The organism is Bifidobacterium sp. LH_413, assembly GCF_056357015.1.
On record NZ_JBKEVK010000001.1, the window covers coordinates 320,517 to 338,902 of the forward strand.

Below are 18,386 nucleotides of genomic sequence, written 5' to 3' on the forward strand. Positions count from 1 at the left end.
GCGCACGTGCTCCACGACACCACCGACATGAAGGAGTGAACCACCCATGGCTGCGACCAGCAACGCAACCACCAGCACCGCAACACACGGCACCACGGGCGCAGACACCGCACGCCGCGCCGCCGTCGCCCCCGGCACCGCCATCACCTACCGCGCCGTCACCTGGGACGACCTCGACGCCATCGTCGACGCGTTCTATGACACGTGGGGCGTGGACGAGCCCGGCGACCCCCACATCGCCCGGCTCACCTCACGCCACTTCGTCCTCCACTACCTCGAACCCGCAACGCGCGGCGAACTCGCCGAAACCGCGGACGGCACGTTCCTCGGCGTCACCCTGTCGCGCGTGGCCGGCAGATCCGTGCTCTTCCCCCAGGTGACCGGCGAACTCGCCCGCGTCAACGCGGAACTCGACGCCACTCCCGCCGGAGCGGACGCGCTCGCCCGCACCGAGGCCTGGCATGCGCTCGAGGAACGCATGGAAGCCGACATCGCCATCAACGACCGCGCCCCCGCCGAACTCGAGCTGTTCGTCGTCGCCCCCGCCGCACGCGGCCACGGCGTCGGCGGCACCCTGTGGCGCAACCTGCTCGTCTCGTTCGCCGAAGCCGGCGCCTCCCGCTACTACCTGCACACCGACTCCAGCTGCGACGTCGGCTTCTACGAGCACAAGGGCCTCGCCCGCGTCGCCGAACGCTACGCCAAAGACCACCCCGACGAACACGTGGGAGACGGGGAGGACATCTATATCTACGAGGGCGAGGTGACCGCGTGAGCGGGGTCGCGGCCGCGAAGCCGCGTTCCCCGTACGCGCGCCTCTTCTCCATCCCCGGCACGAAGGCGTTCTGCGTCTCCGGCGCGGTGGCGCGACTGCCGATCTCCATGATGAGCCTCGGCATCGTGCTCGCCCTGAACCACCTGTACGACAATTGGACGGTCGCCGGCACGATGAGCGCCACCTACGTGTTCGCGCTCTCCTGCGTCACCCCGTTCTACGCGCGCCTGTTCGACCGGTTTGGGCAGCGTCGCGTCGGCCGCGTCGCGCTCGCCGTGCAGGTCGCGGCGATGCTCGCGTTCGCGTTCGCCGCCCTGTTCCGCGTGCCGATCCCGCTGCTGTTCGCGCTCGCCGTCGTGATGGGTCTCACCCAGTTCTCGTTCGGCGCGCTCGTACGCACCCGTTGGGCGTACGCGCTGCGCGGGCGCGACGACGGCGAGACGCTGCTCAACACCGCGTACGCGATGGAGGCGGCCATCGACGAGGTCGTGTTCATCCTGGGCCCGATTCTCGCCGCATGGCTCGCCACCAGCGTGCATCCGGTCAGCCAGCTGTTCGTGCCCACCATCGCCTGCGGCGTGGGCGGCGCGGTCTTCTTCTCGTTGAAATCCACGCAGCCGCCCGCCATCGTCGAGATCATCGAGGTCACGGCGTCTGATGCGGTCCCGCACGTCGCGGGCGGCGCTCCCGACACATCCGAGGCCGCCTCCGGTGCTTCCGCCCCTCCTGCCGACGGCCTGTCCCTCGACCGGCTGCGCCGTCAGGGCGCCAAGCCGAAGAGCGCGCTCCTCTACGGCGGCGTGCTGCCGCTGCTCGTCGTGTTCCTCGTGTTCAACATGAGCTTCACCTCGTTCGACGTGTCGGTCACCGCCACCATGAAGGGCATGGGGCTCGAACGGTTCCTCGGCCTCCAGCTCGCCATGTTCGCCGTCGGCTCGTGCATCGGCGCGATCGTGTTCGGATCACGCACGTTCCGCGGCTCGCATTGGGCGCACATGGTCGTCTTCCTGAGCCTGCTCGTCGTCGGTTACGTGGGTTTCCGCCTCGCGATGGACAACCTCATCCTCCTCGGCGTCATCGAGATCGTGTCCGGACTCGTCGTCTCGCCGCTGTTCACCACCGGCAACCTCATCGTCAAGGATCTGGTGCCGGCGGAAAGCCTCACCGAGGGGCTGAGCTGGGTGACCACCGCCGGCACGGTCGGAACGTCGTTCGGATCGTCGGTCGCCGGTGTCGTGCTCGACGCGTCCAGCCCGCACGTCGGCATGCTTCTGCCCGCGCTGTTCACCGCGTGCGCCGTGCCGCTCGCCCTGCTCGGCTGGGCTCTGGCGCGCCGCCGCTGACCGACGCCCCGCGTCCCACCAATCGGGACGCGGGGCGCGCGTGTCGCGTCTTGCCGATACAACGGGCGGTATGACTGGAGAAGCAAAGCAGCCCGAACAGACGACCCCCGCATCCCCCGTGATGTCCCGCCGAGCCCGCGAGGCGCAGCCGTTCCGCGCCATGGTGTTCGGCGAGAAGGCCGACCGCATGATCGCCAACGGCGTGAGCGTGATCAAACTCTCCCTCGGCGAGCCCGACTTCGGTGCGCCGCCCGCCGTGCGCGACGCGATGCGCGAACAGTACGACGGCCGCGCCCTGCCGTACACGGCCGCCATGGGCCTGCCCGAACTGCGCGAGGCCATCGCCCGCTTCTACCGGGAACGCCACGACCTCGACATCGACCCGAGGCGCATCATCATCACCTCCGGCGGCTCGGCGGCGCTCCTGCTCGCCACCGCGCTCACCGTCGACCCGGGCGACGACGTGATCGTCGCCGACCCCTCCTACCCGTGCAACCGCGAACTCATCAACAGCTTCGAAGGCAACGTCATCGACGTGCCCACCTCCGCGGCCACGCGCTTCCACCTCAACCGCGACCTCGTCGCCGCCCACTGGACCGACCGCACGAAGGCCGTGATGATCACCTCGCCGTCCAACCCGACCGGCACGACCATCGACTTCGACGTGCTGAGGGACGTATGCGACTATGCGCGCGACCACGGCGCGTGGCGCATTGTCGACGAGACGTACATCGACCTCGCCGACCGCGAACCCGACGGCACCGAGATCCGCTCCGTGCTCGCCTGCGACGACGACGCGATCGTGTGCAACAGCTTCTCCAAGTTCTTCGGCATGACCGGCTGGCGACTCGGCTGGGCCGTCATCCCCGACGACGACGCCATCCTCAAGGCCGTCGACGACCTCGCCACGAACTATTACCTGTGCGCGCACACGCCCACCCAGCACGCGGCGCTCGCCTGCTTCACCGAAAGCAGCCTCGCCGAATGCGAACGCCGCCGCCAGGAGCTGCTCGCACGCCGCCGCATCGTCATCGACGGGCTCAAGCGCATCGGCCTGCCCGTCGAAGTCGAACCGAACGGCGCGTTCTACGCGTACTTCAACATCACGTCCACCGGGCTCGACGCGTGGACGTTCTGCGAACGCGCCCTCGACGAGGCGCACGTCGCGCTCACGCCGGGACGCGACTTCGGTGCCGCCACGGCGGACACGCATGTGCGCCTCAGCTACGCGGCATCGCGCGAGGCGCTCGCCGAAGGACTCGACCGGCTCGGCCGCTGGCTGCCCACGCTACACGCGTGACGGCACACACGTGACGACGACACGGCAGAACACGATACGAAACGACACATCGACAACCATCGATATATAAAGGAACGACACCGCACATGGTCAACCTGCGCTCGCACACCACCCGACTCGGCGTGCTCGACATCGGCTCGAACACGATCCACATGCTCATCGTCGACGCCGCACCCGGCGCCCGCCCCGATCCGGAGGCCAGCACGAAGACCACCGTGCGCCTCATGCAATACCTGAAGGACGACGGTTCGATCAAAAAGGCCGGCATCGAGGCGATCCTCGAAGCGGTCGACGAGGGCATGAAGCTCGCCGAGGAATATGAGATCACGCAGTTGCTCGCCATGGCCACCAGCGCCATCCGCGAGGCGCCGAACGGCAACAAGGTGCTGCGCAAGATCGAGGAACGCATCGGCCAGGGTGTGACGGTCCTGTCCGGCACCGACGAGGCGCGACTCACGTTCCTCGCCGCCCGCCGCTGGTACGGCTGGGACGCGGGCCGACTGCTCATGCTCGACATCGGCGGCGGTTCGTTGGAGGTCGCGATGGGCTCCGACGAGGAGCCGACGGTCGCGCTGTCCGTGCCGGCGGGCGCCGGCCGCGTCACCAAGGAGTTCCTGCCCGCAGGCGTCGCCACGCCCGACGAGCTGGATGAGGCGCGCAAGCAGGTACGTCGAATCCTCGAACCGATGATCGAGGCGTTCCCCAAGTCGAAGCATCCGAATCACGCGGTCGGCACGTCGAAGACGTTCCGCTCGCTCGCCCGCCTCGCCGGCGCGGTATTGCGCCAGCCGGGCCGCGAGGACACGATGATCATGACGCGCGAGCAGCTGGAGGATTGGATCCCGCGCCTCGCCGCCATCGAACCGGACCAGCGCGTCGCCCTGCCGGGCATCACGCCGGAGCGCACGCTGCAGATCGTGGGCGGCGGCATCGTGGCCGACGAGATCATGAAGGCGCTCGACATCGAGGAGATCGAGATCTGCCCGTGGGCGCTGCGCGAGGGCGCGATCCTGCGCTGGCTCGACCAGTTCGGCCGCACCCGCCTCGGCTTCTGAGCTGATTTCGCCGTCTTGTCGTGGTTCGCTCCGCGTTCGTCGTGGTTCGCTCCGCGTTCGTCGTGGTTCGCTCCGTGATTTGCTACGGAAAAACGTCGAGAAACGTGGAGCGAACCGTGACGGGTGAGGAGCGAACCGTCACCCCTCCAACTGCTTGAGCTCCGCGCGCACCTTGGCGAGCTTCGCGAACGCCTCGTTGCGTTGCGCGGGGTTCTTCGCGCGGCCGTGGTCGCGCACGAGCTTCGCCTCCTGCGCCCGCAGCGCGACGACGCGGTCGCGGCGCAACAGGCGTGCGTCCAGATCCGTGTGGTCGGCGGTGCCGAGGATCGCCTGCGAACACAGCGACTCCCACGCCTCGTCCATCGTGCCGCCCGTGATCTCCAGCAGCAGGTCGCGCGGATCCGCCCAGTCGGAGACGTGCACGGCGTATTGCGCCGTATGACCGGGGCGTCCCGGCACCTTGCGCCGCACCGCGAGCGCGCACTGTTCGACGGTCGCGTTCGTATCCGTGTCCGTGCCGGCCGTGCCGCCGGCCGCGGCCGCATGTCCGTCGCGCACGCAGACGAACAGCACGCCGCTGCCCGGCCGCTGAGCCGCGATATGCTCGACGACGTCGGCGGGAATCGCGGCATCCACGCCGTTGAGCCGCAGGCCGAGCACGAGGATCTCCTTCACGCGTGCGCCTTCGGCGACTCCCGCGTTGGCGGGCCGCAGCAGCGCGAGCATGTGAATCGAGGCGACCGTGTGCACGAGATGCTGCTTCAACGTGTTGGAGATCGGTCCCTTCCCGGCGAACAATGCTTTGGGCAGCGTCCCCTTCGCCGCCGGTATCGCCGACCTGTCCGGCAATCCCAGTTCCAGCGCGGTCACCGTGCCGCAGCTCGCCACGCCGCGCGTCGCCTTGCCGGCACTCGTCCCATCGGCCATCGTCGGCCTCCCTTCCTTCGCGCCGCGCATATACGCCGCGACGCCCGCGGATATTGCTACGACACTACACCAGATGCCGGCGCGATGGCGGAGCATGACCGCGCGGGGCCATGCATGGCTGGGGAGATGCTGGTATCCTGAAGATAGGTTGCGAACGGACGGGGCGCGCGTCACAACGAGGTGTCGTGGTCTTGGTCCCTCCCCCGAAGGAGGAGATGGCCATGAGGGCGATTCTCAAACGGTTGCTGTTGGCGGTCGTGGCGCTGTCGTTGCTGCTGGTTTTCTGCAACGTCGTCTATCAAATGGTGACGGGGAATCCGCCGCCGGGGGAGACGTGGCCGTTCGTATCCAATGCGATCCTCTGCCTGGTGCTCTACAAGTTCGTGCTGTGATCGGTCCTGCGCCCGGCATTGCGGCTGGGCGAAAACGAAACCCCTTGGAATCACTGCGATTCCAAGGGGTGACTTGTGCCCCGGATCAGATTCGAACTGACGACACCCGCTTTAGGAGAGCGGTGCTCTATCCCCTGAGCTACCGAGGCGACGGCAATTCATTGTACACGGTTCCCGGCCGGCGGCGCGCATGACGTGTTGCGGCCCGGCTCCACGTCTTTTCTCCGGCTGGCCGCGCATGCCGCGCGCACGGTACAGTGTTGTGGGACGAAGGGAGGTCTGAAGTGGCGAAACGGACGCGGGACGGCTATCTCACCCCCGAGGAAGCGAAGGCCGACGCCCGGCGCGAACTGCTGAGGCGCGCGGCGACGCCGCAGGACGGCGGACGCAAACGCGCGGCGGGGAAGTCCAGCGCGTCATCATCGTCGAAGTCGTCGAAGTCGTCACAATCGTCGAAATCCGCGAAGTCGTCGTCGAAATCCCCGCATCCACGCACATCATCGACAACGAAATCCCCGTCGAAATCCTCCACACCATCGTCTCGCGCGGGTACGGCCGGAACCCGTGGCGGGAAGCGCGGCGGCCGTCGTCCCGGCGTGTCCGCGCGCACGCGGCCGGCGGCACGTTCCGGCGTGTCCCGCGGCCGTGCGCCGTCACGCGGAGGCGCGTCCGGCGGCGGGCGTGGTCGCGCCGGCGTCGCCGCGGCGCTCCCGCCCCACCGTCGCGTATTCGGCGCGCTCGCGGTCGTATGCGCGGCGCTCGCGGCGTGCGCCGTCGCCGCCCGCGCGCTGCCGGCCGGGCTCCAGGCGCTCCCGTTCGTGCCGATCGTCGTCTCCGCCACGCCGTGGTTCGCGATCCTGTCCGTCGTCGCGCTGATGTTCGCGCTCGCGTCGCGCCGGTTCGTCGTCGCGCTCGTCGCGGTCGCCACGTTCGCCGTGAACGTGTGGTGGCAGTATCCGTTCCTCCACACGACCGAGCCGTTGACGCGTGCCGCCGACGCCGCGACCGGACAGGCGCACGCGGTCGTCGGCGACGCCTATGCGCGCGTGATGACCTGCAACGTGTACAAGGGGCGCGCCGACGCGCGGCAGATCGTCGATACGGTGCGCGACGAGCGGGTCGAGGTGCTGGCGTTGCAGGAGACGACGGACGCGTTCGTCGCCGCGCTCGAGGAGGCGGGGATCGGCGACTATCTGCCGTACAGCAAGGTCGCGAGCTCCGACGGCGTGTACGGCAACGGACTGTGGTCGGCCTCGCCGCTCATCAGTCCGGCGAACGACGACGTGAACTCGAGCGCCTCGTTCATGCCCGGCGGCACGGTCGCGTTCGCCGGCGGCGTCAAGGTACGGTTCGTGTCCGTGCACACGACCGCCCCCGTGCCCGGCTATTGGGGGCAGTGGAGGCGGGCGCTCGACGAGCTGGGCGCGATGAAGGCGCATACGGACACGCGATACGTGTTCATGGGGGATTTCAACGCGACCTACGATCATGCGCCGTTCCGTGACTTCCTGGGCGACCGGTTCCGCGACGGAGCGCGGATGGCGGGACGCGGGTTCACGTTCACGTGGCCGGCGGACCGGGGGCTGCTGCCGCCGCGGTTCGCCGGCATCGACCATGTGGTCGTCGACCGGGGGATCGTGGCCGGGCGGATGAAGGTGGTGCCGGTCGACGGTTCGGACCATGCCGCGCTGCTCGCCACGCTGGCGGTCGGATGAACGACGGTGCATATGCACCGGCCGTGGAACCCGGCGTTATAGTGAGGGCATGAGTTACGACATGAACGCCAACATGCGGGGAACGGCCCCCGGAACCGGGTACGGCGCCGGTGCGGGCTTCGGCGCGCGCGCGGGTGCCGCCGCGGGCACCGGCGCGTCGGCGGCGCCGGACCTGAGCCGGCCGCGCCCGCTCGACCAGCTGCCGCGGATGGCCGCCGACACCACCGCCGAGAACCCCTGGCCGGTGAGCGTGTTGAGCCAGAAGTTCCACAACGCCGTGGCGAAATGGCCGGCCGCGTGGATCTGCGGGCAAATCACCGAGATCAACACGCGGCGCGCCGGATCCGCCTATCTCACGGTGCGCGACGATTTCGAGGACATCGCGATCTCCGTCTCCGGCTGGCGCGCATTCGCGGCCGCCGCCGCGCAGTTCCGCCAGGGCGACCGGGTCGTCATCCACGGCCGGGCCGACATCTGGGTCAAGCAGACCCGATTGAGCTTCATCGGCGACGAGATCCGCAAGATCGGCGCCGGCGGCCTCAAGGAGCAGATCGACGAGCTGCGCAAGAAGCTCAAAGGCGAAGGCCTGTTCGACGCGGAGAACAAGGTGCTGCTGCCCGAGTTCCCCAAGTGCATCGGCCTGATCTGCGCTCCGCAGGCGCGTGCCGAAGGCGACGTGGTCACCAATGTGAACCTGAGGTGGCCGGTCGTGCGGTTCAGGATCGTGCACGCGCACGTGCAGGGCGCGCAGTGCCCGCCCGACATCATCGAGGCGATCCGGCGGCTCGACGCCGATCCGGAGGTGGACGTGATCATCGTGGCGCGCGGCGGCGGCGCGTTCGAGGATCTCATCGGATTCTCCGACGAGGGCGTGGTGCGCGCGACCGCCGCGTGCAGGACGCCGATCGTCTCCGCCATCGGCCATGAGGACGACTGGACGCTCATCGACCTGGCCGCCGACCTGCGCGCCTCCACGCCCACCGACGCGGCGAAGAAGGTCGTGCCGGACGTGCGCGAGCAATGGCAGTTGATCGACAACGCGGTGGGACGGATGCGCATGCGCATCTCCTCGCGCGTGGACAACGAGATCCGGCTCGTCGAAGGCTATGCGAACCGGCCGAGCCTCACCCGGCCGCTCACGATGCTCGAACCGCACCAGCGGTTCCTCGACGACGCGCGCGGCCGGCTCGACATCGGTCTGCGGCGTCTCGTCGACGACGCCTCGCTCACCATCGAGAAGGCGCACGCCTCGCTCACCGCGCTGAGCCCCCAATCCACGCTGAACCGCGGGTACGCCGTCGTGCAGACCGCCGACGGGCATGTGCTCGACGACGCCGCGAAGGTCTCCTCCGGCGACGAGCTCACCCTGACGCTGCGCAGGGGCGTCGTCACCGCCAAGGCGGACTGATCGGCGCGTGGACGCCGCGATGCCGACACGGACGATATCGGCGCGGACGATGCCGACGAACGAACGATACCGACGAACCAACGAAAAGGAACGAACATGACCGACAAGAACACGAACACGACGGAACAGACCACGGACGAGACCGTGCAGGCTGGTGCCGTGCAGACGGGCGCTGTGCAGACAGAGGCTGCGAAGGCCGGCGCGGAGTCCGCCGCCCCCGCCTCGACGCTCACCGACAAGGAACGCGCCGCCATCGCGCGGATGCCCTACGAGGAGGCGCGCGACAAGCTCATCCAGGCCGTGCAGGCGCTGGAGGCCGGCGGGCTCGACCTCGACCAGTCGATGCGCCAGTGGGAGATCGGCGAGGCGCTCGCCCAGCGGGCGCAGAGCCTGCTGAACGACGTGCGCGCCCGTCTCGACGCCGCGCAGAACGCCCAGGCCGCCACGGCCGATACCGCCGGCACGCAATCCAATCTGGACTAAGCCACCCCGCGGCGCATTCCGGCCCCGGACGAGGGGCCGTCCGCCTCGGCGGACCGGGGGCGCGAAGCCCGATCCGATCCGATCCGATCGCGCCGCCGGGGTGGAAACGCCCTCCGTGCCATTGTCCGGGCGGGTTGGCAACATGCTTTCCGGCCCGCCCTCGGACATGGCCCGCGCGTGCCTGCCGTGGCCGGCGCACGACACGCGGAGCCGGGGGATTGTTACGTTAATCACACAGATGTGATTCCGCGAGATTCCGCCGAAAACCACTACCGCTAGTGTTTTGGCGGCGTGCCGCAACTAGATATAGGGGTGGGGATGCCGTACAGTATCTGAGGCTCCGGAAAACGCAGGGCGCTGGACCGCCCGCGGAACCCCGGAAAGAAGATGTACGACTAGGCCCGGAAGGGCCGGGATGGAGATGTGAGATGGAGACAGCAGTCATCAGTCCGACGACCACCACCGTCAGGGCCGCCGGCCGTCCGGTGCAGGTCGAGAAGCGTGACGGCCGCGTCGTCGACTTCGATCCGATCAACATCATCTCCGCCGTCAAGGCCGCGTTCGGCGACCTCGACAAGCAGGTCGGCCCGGAGGAGGAGAAGCTCATCCGCGGTTTCGCCGACCAGGTCGAGGGCGAGATCAAGGAACGCTACGCCGGTCCCGCCAAGATCGAGGACATCCAGAACCTCGTCGAGCACGCGCTCATCGATGCGCACCTGTACGACGTGGCCCGCGCCTACACCACCTACCGCCTCGACAAGGACATCGAGCGCGCGAAGGCCACCGATGTGAACGAGGCCGTGTCCCGCTTCATCAACCAGGACCCGACCCTCATCCACGAGAACGCCAACAAGGACGCCAACGTCTACGCCACCCAGCGCGACCTGCTGGCCGGCGCCGTCTCCAAGGCCGCCGCGTTCAACATGCTGCCGCCGGCCGTGTCCAACGCACACATGAAGGGCGACATCCACTTCCACGACGCCGACTACTCGCCGTTCACCGCGCAGTCCAACTGCTCGCTGCCCAACTTCTGGGACATGCTCGCCAACGGCTTTACCCTCGGCAACGCGCCGATGGCCTCCCCGAAGTCCATCGCCATCGCCGCCACGCAGATCACCCAGATCATGAAGGACGTGGCCTCCAGCCAGTACGGCGGCCAGACCGCCAACCGCGCCGACGAGCATCTCGCCCGCTACGCGAAGCTCGACTACGACAAGTTCCTCGAAGAGGCGCGCGAGATGATCCCGGACGACATGCCGATCGAGTTCGCGCGACGCCAGGTCGCCAACGCGAAGGCCAACGAGCCGGCCAAGCTCCACTTCGAGAAGGGCCGCGAGCCGCTGCCGATGGACACCCCGTTCCACACGGACGTCGACGAGCTCGAGCAGGAGCGCGAGATCCTCGCGAAGATCCGCACCCGCAAGGCCATCTACGACGCCATGCAGACCATGGAGTACCAGATCAACTCCAACCGCGTGTCCAACGGCCAGACCCCGTTCGTCACCGTCGGCTTCGGTCTCGGCGTCGACTGGTTCGCCCGCGAGATCCAGCGCGCCATCCTGCTCAACCGCATCCGTGGCCTCGGCCGCGAGCACCACACCGCGATCTTCCCGAAGCTCGTGTTCACCGTCAAGCACGGCGTGAACGCCGACCCGGGCGACCCGAACTACGACCTCAAGCAGCTGGCCCTCGAATCCGCCACCAAGCGCATGTACCCGGACGTCGTCTTCTACGACAACATCGTCAAGATCACCGGCTCCTTCAAGGCGCCGATGGGCTGCCGCTCCTTCCTGCAGGGCTGGATCAACCCCGCCACCGGCAAGGACGAGGAGGACGGCCGCATGAACCTCGGCGTCGTCTCCGTGAACGTGCCGCGCATCGCCCTCGAATCCCACGGCGACAAGGAACGCTTCTGGAAGCTGTTCGAGGAGCGCATGGAGATCGCCCACCAGGCCCTGCAGTTCCGCATCATGCGCTGCAAGCAGGCCACCCCGGTGAACGCGCCCACCCTGTTCCGCTTCGGCGCCTTCGGCCGCCTCGGCGCGAACGACAGCGTCGACGCCCTGTTCAAGAACGAGCGCGCCACCGTGTCGCTCGGCTACATCGGTCTCGCGGAGACCACCGCCGTGTTCTACGGCAAGAACTGGATCCGCGACCACGGCTGGGATCCGGAAGGCAAGGAGTTCGCGCTGTCCATCGTCAAGCGCATGAGCGAGCTGTGCAAGCAGTGGAGCAAGGCGGAGGGCTACCACTATTCCGTGTACTCCACGCCGGCCGAATCCCTCACCGACCGCTTCAACCGCATGGACCGCGAGAAGTTCGGCCGCGTCGACGGCGTGACCGACCACGACTTCTACACCAACTCCTTCCACTACCCGGTGTGGCTCCAGCCCACCCCGATGGAGAAGCTCAACTACGAGAAGGACTTCCCGTACTACGCGTCCGGCGGCTTCATCAACTACTGCGAGTACCCGTGCCTGCAGGACAACCCGAAGGCGCTCGAGGCCGTGTGGGACTACGCGTACAACGTGGGCATCGGCTACCTCGGCACCAACACGCCGATCGACCACTGCTTCGTGTGCGGCTTCCAGGGCGACTTCGAGCCCACCGACGAGGGCTTCAAGTGCCCCGAGTGCGGCAACTCTGACCCTGACAAGTGCAACGTGACCAAGCGCACCTGCGGCTACCTCGGCAACCCGGTGCAGCGCCCGATGGTGCACGGCCGCCACGAGGAGATCTCCCACCGCGTCAAGCACATGAGCGGCGAGACCGGCCACGTCACCCTCGGCGACGGCTCCACCCGCGAATGGTTCGAAGAGGCCAAGTAGTGAGCGGATTCCAGCAGGCCGCGCTCCGGGAGCCCAAGCGCCGCGACTTCGCGGCGGGGGAGACCGGGCGCGGCCCTTCCGTACCATCCGGCGGACTCGCCAACGATCCGCGGGCCGGGCAATGGGACGGCCGGCGCATGTCCCATCGCATGATCGCCGACTACAAGACCTTCGTCGTCACCGACGGCGAGGGCGTGCGCAACTCCCTGTACGTCTCCGGCTGCCCGTTCCACTGCGTCGACTGCTTCAACTCGTCCATCTGGGATTTCCAGGCCGGCCACGAGTACACGCAGCGGCTCGAAGACAAAATCATCGAGGACCTGAACGCCCCGTGGGTGCAGGGCATCACGTTCCTCGGCGGCGAACCGCTGCTTAATACCCCCGTCCTGTTGCCGCTCGCGCACCGCATCCGCGCCGAATTCGGCGATTCCAAGGACATCTGGTGTTGGACCGGCTACACGTGGGAGGAGCTCGCACGCCCCGGCGAGACCCCGGACAAGCGCGAACTCCTCGGACTCATCGACGTGCTCGTCGATGGGCGGTACTTGAAGACCCAGAAGGACTCGCTCCTGCAGTTCCGCGGCTCCAAGAACCAGCGCATCCTCGACGTGCCCGCCTCCCTCGCGCAAGGCCGCCCCGTCATCTGGGGCAAGCTCCACGACCAGGAACGCGACATCCCCGAGATCTATCTCAAGGACCGCGTCGCCGGCGAAGCCCAGCAGGCCTCGTGACACGCTCTTCCCCCCCCCTCCTTTCCCCCTCCTTTCCCTCCCATGGTGCGGTGAATCTTCCATGGTGCGGTCGGCCAAAACGGCTTGATTCCGGGGTTGTGGAGGAAGTGTGTTGCCGCACCATGGGAGTTGGCGGGGTGGTAGGGAGGGGATTCCCGCGGTATTCCGACAGGACACGCGAAGGCGTTGCGTTTACGGCTTTTCCTGTTAGATGAATCACGCCCGCGCCCCGCGTGACCCGCCTTCCTTGGGCAGGGCTTCGGACTAGAGTATAGGATTTGAGTGGCCGGGCCATACGCGATTTGCTTGCGACTCGCAAGACGCGTCCCGGAAATCGGTTGAAGAGGTTTACATGGTGAACGAAGCACATACCGTGGCGTCGAACCACGATACGAAGCCGTTGCGCGTGGGTTTGGACATCGGCTCCACCACCGTCAAGGCGGTGGTGCTCGACCAGTCCGACTCCCTGAAAGACACGCTGTTCTCCGACTACCGCCGCCATCACGCCAACGTGCGCGCCACCGTCGCCGGACTCCTCGTCGACATCCACGCGGAGCTCGAGAAGCTCGGCCGCGGCGACGAGCCGATCCGGCTCGCCATCACCGGTTCCGGCGGCCTCGCGCTCGCCGACAACCTGCACGTGCCGTTCGTCCAGGAGGTCATCGCCGAGACCGAGGCGATCGACAAGGAATACCCGCAGGCGGACGTCATCATCGAGCTCGGCGGCGAGGACGCCAAGATCACGTACCTGAAGCCCACGCCGGAACAGCGCATGAACGGCTCGTGCGCGGGCGGCACCGGCGCGTTCATCGACCAGATGGCCACCCTGCTCGACACCGACGCGGCCGGCCTCAACGAGATGGCGAAAAGCTACGAGAACCTGTACCCGATCGCGTCCCGTTGCGGCGTGTTCGCCAAGACCGATCTCCAGCCGCTCATCAACGACGGCGCCGCCAAGCCGGACCTCGCCGCCTCCATCTTCACCGCCGTGGCCACGCAGACCATCGCCGGACTCGCCTCCGGTCGCCCGATCCACGGCACCGTCATCTTCCTCGGCGGCCCGCTGTTCTTCATGAGTGAGCTTCGCGCCGCGTTCCAGCGCGCGCTCGACGGCAAGGTCGACGAGTTCATCGTCCCCACCGACGCCCACCTGTACGTCGCCTACGGTTCCGCGCTCCAAGCGGACATGGACGTCGACGACGAAGGCCACCATTTCGAGGCGCACACCTGCGACGAGATTCTCAAGCGTCTCGACGAGCTCAAGAACCTGCCCAGCAACACGCCCACCATGCCGCCGCTGTTCCCCACCGAGGCGGACCGCGAGGCGTTCAACAAGCGCCACCACCGCGAGCACGTGCACATCGGCACGCTGGAAGGCGCGCACGGCCCGCACTTCCTCGGCATCGACGCGGGCTCCACCACCATCAAGGCGACGCTCGTCAACGACGACCGCGAGATCGTGTGGTCGAGCTACGCGAACAACGAGGGCAGCCCGCTGACCGCCGCCATCAACATCGTCAAGAAGATCCAGTCCGAACTGCCGCCCGAAGCGTGGATCGCCCGCTCCTGCGCCACCGGCTACGGCGAGGGCCTCATCACCACCGGCCTGCACCTCGACGAGGGCGTCGTCGAGACGATGGCCCACTACCGCGGCGCCGAGATGGTCAGCCCCGGCGTCACCGCCGTCATCGACATCGGCGGCCAGGACATGAAGTACCTGGCCATCACCGACGGCGTCATCGACTCGATCGCCGTCAACGAGGCCTGCTCGTCCGGCTGCGGCTCGTTCCTCCAGACCTTCGCCATGTCGATGGGACTGACGATCCAGGAGTTCACGCAGAAGGCGCTCGCCTCCACGCACCCGGTGGACCTCGGCTCGCGCTGCACCGTGTTCATGAACTCGTCCGTCAAGCAGGCGCAGAAGGAGGGCGCGTCCATCGAGGACATCGCCGCCGGCCTGTGCTATTCGGTCGTGCGCAACGCCCTGTACAAGGTCATCAAGCTGCGCGACTCCGGCGAACTCGGCGACACCGTCGTCGTGCAGGGCGGCACGTTCCTCAACGACGCCGTGCTGCGCGCGTTCGAACTGCTCACCGAGCGCGAGGTGACGCGCCCGAACATCGCCGGCCTCATGGGCGCGTTCGGCGCCGCCCTCACCGCCCGCATGCACTACGAGGACGCCGCGGACGGCGACGACACCGGCACGGTCGAGCACACGCGCTCGACGATCCTCACCGGCGACGCGCTCGACGACATGTCGATGACCACCGAACGCGACGTGTGCAAGCTGTGCCAGAACCACTGCAAGCTCACCATCACCACGTTCTCCGACGGCTCCCGCTTCGTGACTGGCAACCGCTGCGAGCGCGGCGGCGATGCGAAGAAGAAGCGCTCCGATCGTCCGAACCTGTACGACTACAAGTACAAGCGCTGCTTCGCCTACCGCCGCCTGACCGACAAGAAGGCCACGCGCGGCGAGATCGGCATCCCGCGCGCGCTCAACATGTACGAGAACTACCCGTTCTGGTTCACGTTGCTCACCTCGCTCGGCTTCAAGGTGATGATCTCCGGCCGCAGCTCCCACGAACTGTTCGAGACCGGCATCGAATCGATCGCCTCCGAGAACATCTGCTACCCGGCCAAGCTCGTGCACGGCCACATCAAGTGGCTGCTCAACAAGGGCGTCAAGACGATCTTCTACCCGTGCGTGAGCTACGAGGACAATCTCGTGCCCAACACGGACAACCACTACAACTGTCCGGTCGTCGCCAACTACCCGCTCGTCGTCGGCGCGAACATGCCCGAACTGCGTGGGCCCGGCATCCGCTACATGCACCCGTACTTCAACCTCGCCAACCACGAGCTCATGGTCGACCGCATCGTCGAGGAGTTCGCGTGGGCGAACGTGACGCGCGAGGAGGCCGAGACCGCCGTCAAGGCCGCCTACGCGGAGGACAAGGTCTTCAAGCACGACGTGCAGCAGGAGGGTCTCAAGGCGCTCGCCTATATGAAGGAGCACGGTTGCCGTGGCATCGTGCTCGCCGGCCGCCCCTACCACATCGATCCGGAGATCAACCACGGTATCCCCGAGACGATCTGCTCGCTCGGCATGGTCGTGCTCTCCGAGGATTCGATCTGCGAACTGCAGCCGGGGGAGAAGCTCAACCTCACCGAATTCCTCGCCAAGGGCGAGGAGGACCCGCGCAAGAAGAACGCGAACGGCTTCCGCCACGTCGGCGACCGCAAGCTCACCGTCAAGCGCATGCCGCTGCGCGTCACCAACCAGTGGGCCTACCATTCCCGCCTGTACGCGGCCGCCCACTTCGTCGCCTCCTATCCGGGCCTTGAACTCGTCCAGCTCAACTCGTTCGGCTGCGGCCTCGACGCCATCACCACCGACCAGGTCGCCGAGATCCTCGCCGACAAGGCCGACGTCTACACGCTGCTCAAGATCGACGAGGTCTCCAACCTGGGCGCGGCGAAGATCCGTCTGCGCTCGCTCAAGGCCGCCGTCGAGGAGCGTGAGGCGAACAAGGCACGCCTCGCCGCGGCCGCGTCGACCGCCGCCGGCGCGTCGGTCGCGTCCGGCGCCGTCAACAAGCACGACCAGGTCGTGGACGTCACCGACGAGGCCTCCCGCAAGGCGCAGGAACAGGCGGAAGCCGATCTCGCGGCCGCGAAGGCGGCGCTCGCCGCGGCGCAGGCCGCCGTCGACGCCGCCGAGGCGAAGGTGAAGGCGACCGGCGCGGGCGGCGACGTCCCGGCGGACGCGCCGAAGTCCACCGGATTCCGCAGGACCGGCACGAAGGCGCCGACCGCGGGCCGCCAGATCCTGCTCGACACGACGATGGCCGCCAATCCGAAACTCACCGAGGCGATGCGCAAGGCGTCGAAGCGCGCCGCGAAGCGCGACGTCGAGAACGCGCGTCTCGCCGCGCTCGGCGACGGCACCACGGCGAACGCGACCGGCGCGAACGCCAAGGCCGCGAAGAAGTCCGGACACAACAACGCGACGATGTCCCGCTACGCGAAGCGCGAGAAGTTCGTCAAGGACATGAAGAAGGACTACACGATCGTCGCCCCGCAGATGAGCCCGATCCACATGTCCCTCGTCGAGGCGGTCATCCGCTCCGGCGGCTACAAGTTCGACATCCTGAAGCACGCCTCCCGCGGCGACGTGGAGACCGGCCTCAAATACGTGAACAACGACGCCTGCTATCCGGCGATCATGGTCATCGGCCAGCTCATCGACGCGATCATCGAAGGCAAGTACGATCCGGACCACGTGGCGCTCGCGATTACGCAGACCGGCGGCATGTGCCGCGCGACCAACTACTTCGGCCTGATCCGCAAGGCGCTGGTCGACGCCGGCTACCCGCAGATCCCGGTCATCGCGATCTCGACGCAGGGTCTGGAGGACAATCCGGGCTTCAAGGCGACGCCGGCGCTGCTGCACCGCGCCGTCAAGGCCCTGATCCTCGGCGACCTGCTCATGAAGTGCCTGTACCGCGTGCGCCCGTACGAGGTCGAGAAGGGCTCGGCGAACCGCCTCTACGAGCAGTGGGACACGATCGTGCGCGAGACGATCGAACACCACGGCTACTCGAAGACGGCCGCGAAGACCCCGTGGCTGAAGAAGGGCTACCTGCCGTACGGCCGCCTCGCCAAGGAGATCGTCAAGTCGTTCGACGCGCTGCCGTTGAAGGACGAGCCGCGCAAGGTGCGCGTCGGCGTGGTCGGCGAGATTCTCGTCAAGTACCAGCCGGACGCGAACAACCACGTGGTCGACGTCATCGAATCGCAGGACTGCGAGGCCGTGGTGCCCGGCATCATGGAGTTCATGACGACCCGTCCGTACATCACCGACTGGAACGAGAAGCATCTCGGCACCGGCGGCAACAAGACCCTGTACGCGCTCATGCGCTGGGGCCTCGACCGCTACAACGCGCCGATCAAGGCGGCGATCGCCTCCTCGCACGGCAAGTTCAAACAGGACGACCCGATGCCCGAACTCGTCGAGAAGGCCGCCGAGGTCACGTCGATCGGCGTGCAGGCCGGCGAAGGCTGGCTGCTCACCGCGGAGATCCTGGAGCTCATCGAACAGGGATGTCCGAACGTGATCTGCGCGCAGCCGTTCGCCTGCCTGCCGAACCACGTGACCGGACGCGGCATGTTCGGCAAGATCCGCCGTCTGCACCCGGAGGCCAACATCGTCTCCATCGACTACGATCCGGGCGCCTCCGAGGCGAACCAGCTCAACCGCATCAAGCTGATGATCGCCGCCGCCAAGAAGGCGCACAAGGCGAAGTTCGGCGACGACGAGCCGCAGGGCTTCGTCACCGCCGACTGACGGCGGTCGGGGCCGACGGTCGGTTCGGCCGCCGTCCGCCCACGCAGCGCGCCCGCTATCGGTTTTTCATATAGCCGAA

12 protein-coding genes and 1 tRNA gene are annotated in these 18,386 nt (G+C 67.6%); 11 read left to right on the forward strand and 2 right to left on the reverse strand.

Annotated features, from left to right (window positions below; translation table 11 throughout):
* Positions 1–46 precede the first annotated feature (46 nt).
* The 4 genes from AC1AYN_RS01165 to AC1AYN_RS01180 all read left to right on the forward strand — a co-directional run bounded on the left by AC1AYN_RS01165 (position 47) and on the right by AC1AYN_RS01180 (position 4,473).
* Positions 47–775, forward strand: coding sequence for a GNAT family N-acetyltransferase (locus AC1AYN_RS01165; RefSeq protein WP_476531572.1), 729 nt, complete (start codon positions 47–49; stop codon positions 773–775).
* Positions 776–882: 107 nt separating this feature from the next.
* Complete coding sequence (locus tag AC1AYN_RS01170) at positions 883–2,118, forward strand: MFS transporter (protein ID WP_476532297.1); 1,236 nt, start codon at positions 883–885, stop codon at positions 2,116–2,118.
* Between the two features lie 70 nt (positions 2,119–2,188).
* Positions 2,189–3,418 (forward strand): aminotransferase class I/II-fold pyridoxal phosphate-dependent enzyme, encoded by a 1,230-nt coding sequence (locus tag AC1AYN_RS01175; RefSeq protein WP_476531574.1) that lies wholly within the window; start codon positions 2,189–2,191, stop codon positions 3,416–3,418.
* Positions 3,419–3,504: 86 nt separating this feature from the next.
* Positions 3,505–4,473 (forward strand): Ppx/GppA phosphatase family protein, encoded by a 969-nt coding sequence (locus AC1AYN_RS01180; RefSeq protein WP_476531576.1) that lies wholly within the window; start codon positions 3,505–3,507, stop codon positions 4,471–4,473.
* 138 nt (positions 4,474–4,611) lie between these two features.
* On the opposite strand, the gene AC1AYN_RS01185 is transcribed toward AC1AYN_RS01180, so the two are convergent.
* Positions 4,612–5,400, reverse strand: a complete 789-nt coding sequence (locus tag AC1AYN_RS01185; RefSeq protein WP_476531577.1) for a DUF4391 domain-containing protein — start codon at positions 5,398–5,400, stop codon at positions 4,612–4,614.
* A gap of 221 nt (positions 5,401–5,621) precedes the next feature.
* On the opposite strand from AC1AYN_RS01185, the gene AC1AYN_RS01190 reads away from it, so the two are divergent.
* Entirely contained in the window at positions 5,622–5,792 is a 171-nt protein-coding gene (locus tag AC1AYN_RS01190; protein WP_476502572.1) for a hypothetical protein, read from the forward strand.
* Positions 5,793–5,868: 76 nt separating this feature from the next.
* Here AC1AYN_RS01190 and AC1AYN_RS01195 read toward each other — a convergent pair.
* A tRNA-Arg gene (locus AC1AYN_RS01195) sits at positions 5,869–5,941 on the reverse strand.
* 447 nt (positions 5,942–6,388) lie between these two features.
* Here AC1AYN_RS01195 and AC1AYN_RS01200 point away from each other — a divergent pair.
* From AC1AYN_RS01200 to AC1AYN_RS01225, 6 genes are all read left to right on the forward strand, one after another.
* Positions 6,389–7,507 carry an endonuclease/exonuclease/phosphatase family protein gene (locus tag AC1AYN_RS01200; RefSeq protein WP_476532298.1) on the forward strand — a complete coding sequence of 373 codons (1,119 nt, stop codon included), beginning with the start codon at positions 6,389–6,391 and terminating at the stop codon, positions 7,505–7,507.
* Between the two features lie 49 nt (positions 7,508–7,556).
* Positions 7,557–8,915 carry an exodeoxyribonuclease VII large subunit gene (xseA, locus tag AC1AYN_RS01205; protein WP_476531579.1) on the forward strand — a complete coding sequence of 453 codons (1,359 nt, stop codon included), beginning with the start codon at positions 7,557–7,559 and terminating at the stop codon, positions 8,913–8,915.
* 174 nt (positions 8,916–9,089) lie between these two features.
* Positions 9,090–9,398 carry an exodeoxyribonuclease VII small subunit gene (locus tag AC1AYN_RS01210; protein WP_476532299.1) on the forward strand — a complete coding sequence of 103 codons (309 nt, stop codon included), beginning with the start codon at positions 9,090–9,092 and terminating at the stop codon, positions 9,396–9,398.
* A 428-nt stretch (positions 9,399–9,826) separates the two neighbouring features.
* Positions 9,827–12,226 (forward strand): anaerobic ribonucleoside-triphosphate reductase, encoded by a 2,400-nt coding sequence (nrdD, locus tag AC1AYN_RS01215; RefSeq protein ID WP_476502575.1) that lies wholly within the window; start codon positions 9,827–9,829, stop codon positions 12,224–12,226.
* Positions 12,226–12,957 carry an anaerobic ribonucleoside-triphosphate reductase activating protein gene (nrdG, locus tag AC1AYN_RS01220; RefSeq protein WP_476502576.1) on the forward strand — a complete coding sequence of 244 codons (732 nt, stop codon included), beginning with the start codon at positions 12,226–12,228 and terminating at the stop codon, positions 12,955–12,957. Before nrdD ends, nrdG begins: the two co-directional genes overlap by 1 nt.
* 352 nt (positions 12,958–13,309) lie before the next feature.
* Positions 13,310–18,307, forward strand: coding sequence for an acyl-CoA dehydratase activase-related protein (locus AC1AYN_RS01225; RefSeq protein WP_476531581.1), 4,998 nt, complete (start codon positions 13,310–13,312; stop codon positions 18,305–18,307).
* Positions 18,308–18,386: the final 79 nt, after the last annotated feature.

Coding starts and splice junctions, on each gene's coding strand:
- nrdD (WP_476502575.1), top strand. CDS start 9,827: ATGGAGACAGCAGTCATCAGTCCGACGACCACCACCGTCAGGGCCGCC.
- AC1AYN_RS01175 (WP_476531574.1), top strand. CDS start 2,189: ATGACTGGAGAAGCAAAGCAGCCCGAACAGACGACCCCCGCATCCCCC.
- AC1AYN_RS01180 (WP_476531576.1), top strand. CDS start 3,505: ATGGTCAACCTGCGCTCGCACACCACCCGACTCGGCGTGCTCGACATC.
- AC1AYN_RS01165 (WP_476531572.1), top strand. CDS start 47: ATGGCTGCGACCAGCAACGCAACCACCAGCACCGCAACACACGGCACC.
- xseA (WP_476531579.1), top strand. CDS start 7,557: ATGAGTTACGACATGAACGCCAACATGCGGGGAACGGCCCCCGGAACC.
- AC1AYN_RS01170 (WP_476532297.1), top strand. CDS start 883: ATGATGAGCCTCGGCATCGTGCTCGCCCTGAACCACCTGTACGACAAT.
- AC1AYN_RS01190 (WP_476502572.1), top strand. CDS start 5,622: ATGAGGGCGATTCTCAAACGGTTGCTGTTGGCGGTCGTGGCGCTGTCG.
- AC1AYN_RS01185 (WP_476531577.1), bottom strand. CDS start 5,400: ATGGCCGATGGGACGAGTGCCGGCAAGGCGACGCGCGGCGTGGCGAGC.
- AC1AYN_RS01225 (WP_476531581.1), top strand. CDS start 13,310: ATGGTGAACGAAGCACATACCGTGGCGTCGAACCACGATACGAAGCCG.